Raw genomic sequence first — 11,101 nt, 5'->3', positions numbered from 1 at the left:
AGACTCGATGCCGTGAGCGGCTGGGACATCTCCGACATCCCCGATCAAGCGGGCCGGACCTTCATCGTCACCGGGGCCAACAGCGGGCTGGGCGCGGCCACCGCGCGAGCGCTCGCCGGCGCGGGCGCGAAGGTGATCATGGCGTGCCGTAATGAAGTGAAGGCGAGAGCGGTGGCCGATCGGATCGGCCCGAACGCGCAGGTGCGCCGCCTGGACCTGGCCGACCTGGCCTCGGTGCACGAGTTCGCCGACTCGGTCGACGGCGCGGACGTGCTGATCAACAACGCGGGCGTGATGGCGGTGCCGCTCAAGCGCACCGCCGAGGGCTTCGAAATGCAGATCGGCACAAACCATCTCGGCCATTTCGCGCTGACCGGGCTGCTGCTGGACAAGATCCGGGACCGGGTGGTCACGCTGTCCTCGGGCATGCACGCCATCGGCCGCATCGATCTCGAGGACCTGGACTGGGAGCGGCGCAGCTATCAGCGCTGGGCCGCCTACGGACAGTCCAAGCTCGCGAATCTGATGTTCGCGCGGGAACTGCAGCGCCGCCTGACCGCCGCCGGATCGGCGAAGCTGTCGGTGGCCGCGCATCCCGGGTATGCCGCCACCGACCTGCAGGGGCACACCGAGTCGATCTACGACACCCTGATGTCGATCGGCAACAGGCTGTTCGCGCAGAGCGCCGAGATGGGCGCGCTGCCAACGCTGTTCGCCGCGACCGCCGAGGTCGAGCCGGGCGGCTTCTACGGGCCCACCGGGCTGCGCGGCATGCGCGGCTACCCCGGGCCCAGCCCGTCCAGCGCGGCCTCCAAGGACGAGGTGACCGCGCGGCGGCTGTGGGAGCTGTCCGAGCAGCTGACCAAGGTCAGCTATCCGTTCGTGCGCCGCTGAACCGAAATCCGGGAGCATCGCTGAGCCGAAAGGCGGGGTTGGTGAGCATTCCATTCGATCGACAGGATCAACTCGACAAGATCCGGCAGGGGTTGATGCAGGGCGAGCAGATCCTCGCCGTGTACGACGCCATCGGCGTGGGCACCGGATTCCTGGGGCTCACCGACCGGCGGGTCGTCATCCAGGACAACTCGTTCGTGGGTAAGAAGATCGCGATCACGTCCATCCCCTACGCGCGGATCTCGAGCGTGAGCATCCTGACCAACAAGTCGTTCGCGGGCCAGTTCTTCTCGTCGGGGCACATCGCCATCAGCACCGGGCACCACACCTACGAGGTGGAGTTCCGCGGCGACGACAAGACACGGCACGTGCACGACGTGATCCTGCACTACATCCTGCGCTGACCCGGGTATCCCATCAGGTGGGATGCCCGTCCCAGTGACCGTGGCGTACGCCACACGCACGAAAATGGATCTCTGGTACAGTGCCAGGCATGCAGCGTCAGTATTTCTGGTTTAGCCAGCCGGCCCCGGGTGGGTCGTGCGGCGTGACCTCGCGCTGACATCCTCCACCCCGAGCCGGACGAAATCAGACCGGCTCCAAGGGGTTTCGCAATTCTCCGTGGGTCGGCCTGGGACAAGGAAAACCACCCATGACCACCACCGCCGATCTCGACCGGCATGCCGATCTCGATGACCAGCGCACCCTCAGCGTCAGTCCGCTGAGCTCGCCGCGCGAGGTCCGTGCCGCCCACCCGATCGACGACACCCTCGCCGACACCGTGCGCGCCGGCCGCAAGGCCACCGTCGACGTGCTCAACGGCACCGACGACCGCCTCATGGTGATCGTCGGCCCGTGTTCGGTGCACGATCCCGAAGCCGCCATGGACTACGCCCGTCGCCTGGCCGCCAAGGCCGCCGAACTGGACGACCGCCTGCACGTGGTGATGCGCGTCTACTTCGAGAAGCCGCGCACCACGCTGGGCTGGAAGGGCCTGATCAACGACCCGCACCTGGACGGCAGCTTCGACATCAACACCGGCCTGGACCTGGGCCGCCGCCTGCTGGTCGACATCACCGCGCTCGGACTGCCCGTGGCGTGCGAGTTCCTGGACCCGATCACCCCGCAGTACATCGCCGACCTGGTCGCCTACGGCGCGATCGGCGCCCGCACCGCCGCCAGCCAGGTGCACCGGCAGCTGTCCTCGGCGCTGTCCATGCCGGTCGGCATCAAGAACGGCACCGACGGCGACGTGCAGGTCGCGGTGGACGGCGTGCGCGCCGCGGCCGCCTCCCACGTGTTCCCCGGCACCGACCTGGACGGGCGTTCCGCGCTCATCCGCACCGCCGGCAACCCGGACTGCCACGTCATCCTGCGCGGCGGCTCCAACGGCCCCAACTTCGACGCCGCCTCCTGCTCGGAAGCCCTGCTGCGCCTGGAGAAGTCGTCGCTGCCCCAGCGCCTCGTGGTGGACGCTTCGCATGGCAACTCCAACAAGGACCACAACAAGCAGGTCGACGTGGTCACCGATCTGGCCGAGCGCATCGCGGGCGGCGAGGACACCGTGGTCGGCCTGATGATGGAGTCCTTCATCGTCGCCGGTCGCCAGGACCTCACCCTCGGCAAGCCGGAGGACCTCACCTACGGCCAGTCCATCACCGACGCCTGCATCGACTGGGACACCACGGTCGCCCAGCTGGAGCGCCTCGCGGACGCGGTCGCCCAGCGCCGCGTGGGCCGCGCGTAGGTTCCCGATCCGATAGACCCGCACCCGGGCGCGGCGAGTTCGCCTCGCGCCGAACGCATCCGGCGTGCACACTGAGTTCGGCGCACACCCAGTCCGGCGGGTGTGCGCCGAACGCTTTTCCGGGTATCGACTGGTCAGAGGTCCGCGGGCCAGTGGGGGCTGGGTGTATCCGGATCGGTGCGCAGCCGCCCCGCCACCCAGATGTCGCGGCGGACGCCGCGCTGCATGCCGCCGCCGCGGATCAGGCCCTCGTAGTGCATGCCGATGCGGCGGGCCACGGCCGCGGACGGATGGTTTCCGGTGAAGGCCCGCCACTCCAGGCGCTCGAAGCCCAGCGCCTCGGGATCCAGACCGACGGCCGCCACCAGTCGCGCCGCCCGGGTCATCACGCCCGCGCCGCGGGCGGTGGGGGTGAGCCAGAAGCCGATCTCGGCGGTCGCGTCGTCGCGGCGGGGATAGAGCGGGCTCAGGCCGATCATCCCGACCACCGGGCCGTCGGCCGCCCCGCGCACCGCCCAGGTGGGGCTGCGGGCGGCCCACCCGGGGCCGACGATGTCGTAGATGAACTTCTCCGCGTCGGCGCGATGGTAGGGGACCGGCATGGTGGTCCACGCGCCGATCGAGGGCTCCTGGCACAGGGCGGTGATGGCGTCGATGTCGGAGACGGCGGGCGGCGACAACCAGACCGTGCCGTCGGAGAGGAATTCCGCGTCCATGCGGTCATGCTGTCACGGAATCGGGCGGGCGCGATCGGTAATTCTCGGTGCCCGGGTGCAGCTGGGCCGGTGACCCGCTCCGGCTCTACCGGTGACCGGCTGTAGCGCTGTCGGTGGCCGGTCGTAGGATCGGTGCGATGGTTGCCGCTCTCCTCGCCGACTTGTTCGAAACGCATCGGCCGCATCTGGTCTCGGTGGCCTACCGGCTCACCGGGAGCGTGAGCGACGCCGAGGACGCCGTGCAGGAGAGCTGGTTACGGCTCGCCGCGGCCCGCCAATCCGAGATCCACGACCTGCGCGCCTGGCTCACCACCGTGGTCAGCCGGCTCTGCCTGGACCGGCTGCGCAGCGCGGCGGTGCGCCGCGAAACCTATGTGGGGCAGTGGCTCCCGGAGCCGGTGGTCACCGCGGTGACGCCGTCCAGCACCCCCGATCCGCTCGCCGCGGTGATGCGCAAACAGGAGTTCCGGTTCGCCGCCCTCGTGGTGCTGGACACGCTGACTCCGCCGCAGCGGGTGGCCTTCGTTCTGCACGACGGCTTCTCGGTGCCGTTCACCGAGATCGCCGACATCCTGGACGTTTCCGTCGATGCCGCGCGACAGCTCGCCACCCGGGCCCGCAAGGCGGTGTCGGACGCGCCGGAACCGGCCGCCGACGCCGAGCACGAGGCCGCGGTGCGGACCCTGCTGGACGCGCTGGCCAGCGGGAACGTGGACGCCGTGGTGGCGGCGCTGCATCCGGACGTGCGCACCGTCGGCGACGGCGGCGGCAAGGTGTCCACCGCGGTCAATGTGGTTGCGGGCGTGGACAAGAACGCGCGCCTGTGGCTGGGGCTGTGGCGCAAGTTCATGCTGGTCGGCGCGGGCGGCGGCCCCGGCGATCCCGCGCCCGGCCGGGAACTCGAACCGGTCCTGGTCAACGGGCAGCACGGCATTCTCGCGCACTCGATCCCGGCCCGGGACGGCTATGCGGGCAATCCGCGGCGGGTGTACGCGTTCACCGTGCGCGACGGCAAGGTGTGGGGCGTCTATGACGTGGTGAACCCGGACAAACTGAGCGGCATCCGGCTCCCGCGCTGACCTGGCTGTGCCGTGAATCACGGCCGCCGGCCGTTCCCGGCGATGGATTAGGCTCCGGACATGCCGCGTATTCCGACCGTCGCCCGTCTGCAGCCGTTCGCGTCGACGATCTTCGCCGAGATGACCGAACTGGCCGTCCGTCACGGCGCGGTCAACCTCGGCCAGGGCTTCCCCGACAGCGACGGCCCCGCGGGCATGCTCGAGGTGGCGCGGCAGGCCATCGCCGACGGCTTCAACCAGTACCCGCCCGGCCGCGGCGTACCCGCCCTGCGGCAGGCCATCGCCGCCGACCGCGCCCGCCGCTACGGCACCCACTACGACCCCGACAGCCAGGTGCTGGTCACCGTCGGCGCCACCGAGGCCATCGCGGCCACCGTGCTCGGCCTGGTCGAACCCGGCGACGACGTGGTGCTCATAGAGCCCTACTACGACTCCTACGCGGCGGCCATCGCCCTGGCCGGAGCCCGGCGCCGCACCGCCCGGCTGGTGCCCGACGGCGACGGCTTCGCGCTCGACCTGGACAGCCTGCGCGCCGCCATCACCCCGAAAACCCGACTGCTGCTGGTGAATTCGCCGCACAACCCGACCGGCACCGTGCTCTCGCGCGCCGATCTCACCGCCATCGCCGAACTCGCCGTCGAACACGACCTGTACGTCATGTCCGACGAGGCGTACGAACACCTCTGCTACAACGGGCACGAGCACATCAGCCTGTCCACGCTGCCCGGCATGTTCGAGCGCACCATCGTGATCTCCAGTGCCGCCAAGACCTTCAGCGTCACCGGCTGGAAGATCGGCTGGGCCTGCGCGCCCGCGCCGCTGCTGGACGCGGTGCTGGCCGCCAAGCAGTTCCTCACCTTCGTCGGCGGCGGCCCGTTCCAGCCCGCCGTCGCCCACGCCCTCGACCACGAGCAGCAGTGGGTGGCCGCGCTGCGCGACACCCTCGCGGAGAAGCGACTCCGCCTCTCCGCGGCGTTGTCCGAGGCCGGTTTCGGCGTGAAACGCAGTGACGGCACCTATTTCGTGTGCGCCGACATCACACCGCTCGGCGCGTCCGACGCCTACGCCTTCTGCCGTGAACTGCCCGAACGCCTCGGCGTGGCCGCGGTGCCGGTCAGCGTCTTCGCCGACGACAAGGCCGCGTGGAACCATCTGGTGCGGTTCACCTTCTGCAAGAAGGAGGAGACCATCGCCGAGGGCGTGCGCCGCCTCCGGGCCGGCCACCAGGCCGAAGCGGTGCGCTGACCCGGACCCGGTGGCCTCCGGTCGGGGGTCCAGTCGGTGGTGAGTGGACCGCGACAGCGGACCGATGCGGCCGGAGAATCGGTCGCATGATCGAAGCGAGTGCGGTGCTGGGCGTGGCCGCCGCGGCGCTCGGGCTGGTGCTCACGCCGGGGCCGAACATGATGTATCTGGTGTCGCGGACCGTGTCGCAGGGGCGGCGGGCCGGACTCGTGTCACTGGGCGGGGTGGCGGTCGGATTCGGGGTGTATCTGGCGGCCGCGACGGCCGGGATCACCGCGGTCTTCGCCATGGTGCCCGCGCTGTATCTGACGGTGAAGGTCGCGGGCGCGCTGTACCTGGTCTACCTGGCCTGGAAGACCTTGCGGCCGGGCGGGGCCGGGCTGTTCGCGCCGACCGAGCTGCCCGCGGATCCGGCTCGGCGGCTGTTCACGATGGGGCTGGTCACCAACCTGCTCAACCCCAAGATCGCCATCCTCTACATGGCGCTGATCCCGCAGTTCGTGGTGCCCGCGCACGGGCGGGTCTGGCTGCAGAGCTTGTCGCTGGGCGCGGTGCAGATCGCCATCGCGGTCACCGTGAACGCCCTGATCGTGCTGAGCGCGGGCGCGGTCTCGACCTTCCTGGGCCGGCGGCCGCTGTGGCTGCGGGCGCAGCGATACGTCACCGGGTCGGTGCTCGGCGGTATGGCCGCCCTGGTGCTCTCGGACCGGGCGCGGCCGGTCCCGGCCTGATCAGGCGCGCAGCGGGCCGGGGTAGAGGAACTCGTCGGCCGGACGGTCGGTGCGGTCCAGCCAGGCGGCCAGGAACCCGGTCAGATCGACCGGCGAGCGCGACCCCAGGAAGGTCCGGAACTCCGGCATGGACGCGTTGCCGTACCGGTGCGCCATGACGAAATCACGGACCGCTCCGAAGAACGCGGCGTCGCCCATGGTCCGGCGCAGCGCGTGCAGGAACAGCGGACCCCGGTAGTAGACCGCGGTGAATTCGTTGTCCTTGCCGGGGTTCTGGAGCGCGATCTCCCAGAACTTCGGATTGTCATGGTATTTCGCGACGGTGTCGCGGTACTCGGCGTCGACGTCCTTGCCGTCCTTGCGTTCCGGCCACAGGTAGTCGGCGGTGTAGCTGGCGAAGCACTCGTTCAGGCAGACGTCGGACCACTGCTTCACCGACATGGAATCGCCCCACCACTGGTGGGCGATCTCGTGCACCACGGTGCTCAGATCGGTCCAGGGCGCGTAGATCGGGCGCGACTGCGTCTCCAGCGAGAATTGGAGCCCGGTGTCGACGTAGAGGCCGCCCGCGGTGTCGAACGGGTATGGGCCGTACAGCTCCTCCTGGAAGTCCAGGATCTCGGGCAGCCGCGCCTCCAGGTCCCGGCCCTGACCCGCGCTCGGCGCGAAGGCGCTCAGCAGCGGAGTTCCATTGGCGCGCCGCTGTTCCAGGAACTCGAACCGGTCGACGGCGACCGTGGTCAGGTAGCCGATCACCGGCTGACGCATCTCCCAGGACACGGTCCGGTTCGCGCCCTGCACGGTGTCGGACACCTTGTCGCCGATCGACATCACCTCCCACTCCTGCGGCACCGTGGCGTGCAGGGTGAAGGTCGCCTTGTCCAGGGGCGTGTCGTTGAGCGGGTACCAGCTGCTCGCCGAATGCGGTTCACCCGCCACGAACGCGCCGCCGCTGGGCGAGAACACCCAGCCCTCGCCCTCGGTGCCGGTCACCTCGCCCGCGTACTCCACCCGCACGGTGAACGGCAGGCCCGGGAGCAGCGGGAGCAGCGGGGTGACGGACAGCTCGTGCTCGCCGTTGCGGTCGAACCAGGCGGGCAGGTTGTTGACGGTCACCTTGGACACCGCTGGGCCGCTGTAGTCCAGGTTGAACACCCGCAGCGCCTGGGTCGCCACCGCGTCGACGCGGGTGTCCCCGGTCAGCTGATGCGTCGGCGGGTCGTAGGCGATGGTGACGTCGTAGTGGCCGACGTCGTAGCCGCCGTTGCCGTCCAGCGGGTAGTACGGATCGCCCGCGCCGGGCGCGCCCGTCAGCGGGTCGCTCGAATCCGCCTGCGCGGGAGCCGCGTTCGCGCCCAGCAGCAGTACCGCCCCCACCGTCAGGTACCGCCAGTTCCGAAGCATCCGCTCCAGCCGCCCTTTCCACACACACGTACGAGTGCCGACGAGCTGATGCTAATCGGCTGCGGACTCAGCTACCGCTGCCCGACACGGCCACGCTCGCCCCCAGGCCGATGATCATCACCCCGCCCGCGCCGCCGACCGCCTCCAGCCGCTTCGGCGAGCGCGCGAACCATTCCCGAGCCGAACCCGCCGCCAGCGCCCACACCGAGTCGGAGACCAGCGCGACGGCGATGAACAGCAGCCCGAGGATCAGCATCTGCACCGGGACCGGGCCGGCGTGCGGGGCCACGAACTGCGGCAGCACCGCGGAGAAGAAGATGATCGCCTTCGGATTGGTGACGCCCACCAGCATCGACTGCCGCAGCGCCCGGCCGGTGCCGACCGGCTCGGCCCGCGCCTGGAACGCCTCCCGCAGCGCGCGTCGATCCCGGATCGCCTGCACCCCGAGGTAGATGAGATAGAGCGCGCCCGCGAACTTCACGATCGCCAGCGCGATCGCGGACGCGGCCAGCAGCGTGCCCAGACCGGCCGCGACCAGCACCATGACGCCGAGGACGCCCAGGGAATGGCCGAGCACGGACAGCAGCGCGGCCCGCCGCCCGTAGGACAGCGCCCGGCCGATGACGAAAAGCACTCCGGGGCCGGGGATTACGATCAGCGCGACGGCCGCGATCAGAAACGCCACCAGATTCGTGACGGGAACCATCACCCCATCCTACGAAGCGGCGCAAGCGAAAATCGCGGGTTCGGAGCGGATCGCTCAGCCGCGCAACTCCTCCGGCAGCTGCTGCGGATCCAGCAGCAGGCGCTTGGCGTCCGCGCCGCGCACCTTGGTGGCCAGATCCAGATTGTCGGTGAGCAGCTTCCACTCGACCTCGTGGATGGCCTCGCGGGCGCGTTCGATGATGTTCAGGTCCCGGGTGCCCCAGGCGATGGGCATGGCGCTCACCGACTGCCACAGGTCGCCGACCGGGCCGGGGGCGCGGTCCACGCGAACCGTCACCGCCGGTACCCGTTCCCCGGTGCGGGCCCGGTGCCCGGGGAGGGAACGGACCGTGCGGGTCACCAGGGCGTAGCGGGGGCCGGGGGCGTTCGGCTTGGCCAGATCGACCAGGGCCAGCAGGGTGGCCCCGTCCCCGTGGGTCTCCGACACCACCGCGGGCACCAGGGCGCCCGCGGCGTAGAGCTTGTCCACCCGGCCGCGATGCGGCATCCAGTACCCGATGAACAGCGCGGTCACCGCGGCGGCCAGGAAGGCCACCGCCAGCAGCCAGGACCACGGGTGGTTGACCCAGATCAGGAACGCGGTGCCCAGTCCCAGCGCGGTGGCCGCCGTGTATGCCCAGATGCGGAGTCGTCGCAGATACGCGACCACCTCGTTGACCGCCCGAGCATGGTCGCGGTCCACCGCGAATTCGAAGCGCCGCACGTACGTCCCTCCCGCCTTATGGAGGCTCTTCCTCCACTTATCCTATCGTCGGACCCAGCAGGTCGTCCGCATCGGTGATGCGATAGGCATACCCCTGCTCGGCCAGGAAACGCTGCCGGTGCGCGGCATACTCGGCGTCCAGCGTGTCACGTGCGACCACGGAATAGAAGTGAGCTTGGCCGCCGTCGTGTTTCGGCCGCAACAGCCGCCCGAGCCGTTGCGCCTCCTCCTGGCGCGACCCGAAGGTGCCCGAAACCTGCACCGCCACCGAGGCTTCCGGCAGGTCGATGGAGAAGTTGGCCACCTTCGACACCACCAGCACCGGGATCTCGCCGCGGCGGAAGGCGTCGAACAGCTCCTCGCGCTCCTTGGTGCGGGTGGAACCCTGGATGACCGGGGCGTTCAGGTGCTCGCCCAGCTCGTCCAGCTGGTCCAGGTAGGCCCCGATCACCAGACTCGGCGCGTCCTTGTGCCGGGCCAGGATCGACTCCACCACCGGCAGTTTGGTGCGCGCGGTGGAGCACAGCTTGTAGCGCTCCTCCGGCTCGGCGGTGGCGTAGGCCATGCGCTCGGCATCGGTCAGGGTGACCCGCACCTCGACGCAGTCCGCGGGCGCGATCCAGCCCTGCGACTCGATGTCCTTCCACGGCGCGTCATAGCGCTTCGGGCCGATCAGCGAGAACACGTCGCCCTCGCGGCCGTCCTCGCGCACCAGGGTGGCGGTCAGCCCGAGCCGGCGGCGCGACTGCAGATCCGCGGTCATCCGGAAGACCGGGGCGGGCAGCAGGTGCACCTCGTCGTAGATGACCAGGCCCCAGTCGCGGCTGTCGAACAGCTCGAGATGCCGGTACTCGCCCTTGGTCTTGCGCGTGATCACCTGATAGGTGGCGATGGTGACCGGACGGATCTCCTTGCGCTCCCCGGAGTACTCGCCGATCTCGTCCTCGGTCAGCGAGGTGCGGGCCAGCAGCTCGCGCCGCCACTGCCGCCCGGCCACGGTATTGGTGACCAGGATCAGCGTGGTGGCCTTGGCCTTCGCCATCGCCGCCGCGCCCACCATGGTCTTGCCCGCGCCGCACGGCAGCACCACCACGCCGGAGCCGCCCGCCCAGAACGACTCCGCGGCCAGTTCCTGATAGTCGCGCAGATGCCAGTTGCTGGACTGGTAGTCCAGGTCGATCTGGTGCGCCTCGCCGTCGACGTAGCCGGCCAGGTCCTCGGCGGGCCAGCCGACCTTGAGCAGCATCTGCTTGATGCGGCCGCGCTCGGACGGATGCACGATCACCGTGTCGTCGTCGATGCGCGCGCCCAGCATGGGCTGAATCTTCTTGTGCCGCAGGATCTCCTCCAGCACCGCGCGATCCAGGCTGACCAGGACCAGCCCGTGCGCCGGATGCTTCATCAACTGCAGCCGCCCGTAGCGGGCCATGGTGTCGACGATGTCGACCAGCAGCGGCTGCGGCACCGCGTACCGGCTGAAGCTGACCAGTGCGTCGACCACCTGCTCGGCGTCGTGCCCGGCGGCCCGCGCGTTCCACAGCGCGAGCGGCGTCACCCGATAGGTGTGCACGTGCTCGGGCGCGCGTTCGAGCTCCGCGAACGGCGCGATGGCCTGCCGCGCCGCGCCGGCCGACTCATGATCGACCTCCAGCAGCAGCGTTTTGTCACTCTGCACGATGAGTGGACCGTCGGTCACGAACACCTCCTGGCTTGATCCGGGCCCGAACGGGCCTTGACCATTCTCCAGGAAGCCACCGACAAAGCCACGTGACCTGCGTCCCGTGCCCGGATCCACGGTCGATGACGCCCCTGACCGGGCCGATGCGTCGCGCGGGATTCGATGAAATCGGTCAAGA

11 protein-coding genes are annotated in these 11,101 nt (G+C 70.0%); 6 read left to right on the top strand and 5 right to left on the bottom strand.

Features of this window, described 5'->3' with window-relative positions:
* Positions 1-12 precede the first annotated feature (12 nt).
* The 3 genes from ACFYTS_RS00650 to ACFYTS_RS00640 all read left to right on the top strand — a co-directional run bounded on the left by ACFYTS_RS00650 (position 13) and on the right by ACFYTS_RS00640 (position 2,641).
* Positions 13-894, top strand: a complete 882-nt coding sequence (locus ACFYTS_RS00650; protein WP_357282613.1) for an oxidoreductase — start codon at positions 13-15, stop codon at positions 892-894.
* Between the two features lie 41 nt (positions 895-935).
* Positions 936-1,298 carry a PH domain-containing protein gene (locus ACFYTS_RS00645; RefSeq protein WP_387300398.1) on the top strand — a complete coding sequence of 121 codons (363 nt, stop codon included), beginning with the start codon at positions 936-938 and terminating at the stop codon, positions 1,296-1,298.
* Positions 1,299-1,546: 248 nt separating this feature from the next.
* The gene (locus tag ACFYTS_RS00640) at positions 1,547-2,641 is read left to right on the top strand and encodes a 3-deoxy-7-phosphoheptulonate synthase (protein ID WP_387300396.1); all 1,095 of its coding nucleotides are present in this window, start codon (positions 1,547-1,549) and stop codon (positions 2,639-2,641) included.
* A gap of 134 nt (positions 2,642-2,775) precedes the next feature.
* On the opposite strand, the gene ACFYTS_RS00635 is transcribed toward ACFYTS_RS00640, so the two are convergent.
* Positions 2,776-3,357, bottom strand: a complete 582-nt coding sequence (locus ACFYTS_RS00635; RefSeq protein ID WP_357282606.1) for a GNAT family N-acetyltransferase — start codon at positions 3,355-3,357, stop codon at positions 2,776-2,778.
* A 137-nt stretch (positions 3,358-3,494) separates the two neighbouring features.
* On the opposite strand from ACFYTS_RS00635, the gene ACFYTS_RS00630 reads away from it, so the two are divergent.
* From ACFYTS_RS00630 to ACFYTS_RS00620, 3 genes are all read left to right on the top strand, one after another.
* Positions 3,495-4,436, top strand: coding sequence for a sigma-70 family RNA polymerase sigma factor (locus ACFYTS_RS00630; RefSeq protein ID WP_357282604.1), 942 nt, complete (start codon positions 3,495-3,497; stop codon positions 4,434-4,436).
* Positions 4,437-4,496: 60 nt separating this feature from the next.
* Complete coding sequence (locus ACFYTS_RS00625) at positions 4,497-5,681, top strand: pyridoxal phosphate-dependent aminotransferase (RefSeq protein ID WP_387300393.1); 1,185 nt, start codon at positions 4,497-4,499, stop codon at positions 5,679-5,681.
* Positions 5,682-5,767: 86 nt separating this feature from the next.
* Positions 5,768-6,412 carry a LysE family translocator gene (locus ACFYTS_RS00620; RefSeq protein ID WP_387300391.1) on the top strand — a complete coding sequence of 215 codons (645 nt, stop codon included), beginning with the start codon at positions 5,768-5,770 and terminating at the stop codon, positions 6,410-6,412.
* Here ACFYTS_RS00620 and ACFYTS_RS00615 read toward each other — a convergent pair whose 3' ends face one another.
* From ACFYTS_RS00615 to ACFYTS_RS00600, 4 genes are all read right to left on the bottom strand, one after another.
* Positions 6,413-7,816, bottom strand: a complete 1,404-nt coding sequence (locus tag ACFYTS_RS00615; RefSeq protein WP_387300389.1) for a M1 family metallopeptidase — start codon at positions 7,814-7,816, stop codon at positions 6,413-6,415.
* A gap of 67 nt (positions 7,817-7,883) precedes the next feature.
* Entirely contained in the window at positions 7,884-8,522 is a 639-nt protein-coding gene (locus ACFYTS_RS00610) for a LysE family translocator (RefSeq protein ID WP_357089508.1), read from the bottom strand.
* Between the two features lie 54 nt (positions 8,523-8,576).
* Positions 8,577-9,245, bottom strand: coding sequence for a DUF3239 domain-containing protein (locus ACFYTS_RS00605; protein ID WP_357282592.1), 669 nt, complete (start codon positions 9,243-9,245; stop codon positions 8,577-8,579).
* A 37-nt stretch (positions 9,246-9,282) separates the two neighbouring features.
* Positions 9,283-10,941, bottom strand: a complete 1,659-nt coding sequence (locus ACFYTS_RS00600) for a DNA repair helicase XPB (protein ID WP_357282590.1) — start codon at positions 10,939-10,941, stop codon at positions 9,283-9,285.
* Positions 10,942-11,101: the final 160 nt, after the last annotated feature.

It is taken from the genome of Nocardia sp. NPDC004151, assembly GCF_042874235.1.
Taxonomy (GTDB): Bacteria; Actinomycetota; Actinomycetes; order Mycobacteriales; family Mycobacteriaceae; genus Nocardia.
This window is presented reverse-complemented; position numbering and strand designations above follow the sequence as displayed.

Excerpts from the sequence above, each read along its gene's own strand:
- ACFYTS_RS00625 (WP_387300393.1), top strand. The coding sequence starts at position 4,497 with ATGCCGCGTATTCCGACCGTCGCCCGTCTGCAGCCGTTCGCGTCGACG.
- ACFYTS_RS00620 (WP_387300391.1), top strand. The coding sequence starts at position 5,768 with ATGATCGAAGCGAGTGCGGTGCTGGGCGTGGCCGCCGCGGCGCTCGGG.
- ACFYTS_RS00630 (WP_357282604.1), top strand. The coding sequence starts at position 3,495 with ATGGTTGCCGCTCTCCTCGCCGACTTGTTCGAAACGCATCGGCCGCAT.
- ACFYTS_RS00610 (WP_357089508.1), bottom strand. The coding sequence starts at position 8,522 with ATGGTTCCCGTCACGAATCTGGTGGCGTTTCTGATCGCGGCCGTCGCG.
- ACFYTS_RS00615 (WP_387300389.1), bottom strand. The coding sequence starts at position 7,816 with ATGCTTCGGAACTGGCGGTACCTGACGGTGGGGGCGGTACTGCTGCTG.
- ACFYTS_RS00640 (WP_387300396.1), top strand. The coding sequence starts at position 1,547 with ATGACCACCACCGCCGATCTCGACCGGCATGCCGATCTCGATGACCAG.
- ACFYTS_RS00635 (WP_357282606.1), bottom strand. The coding sequence starts at position 3,357 with ATGGACGCGGAATTCCTCTCCGACGGCACGGTCTGGTTGTCGCCGCCC.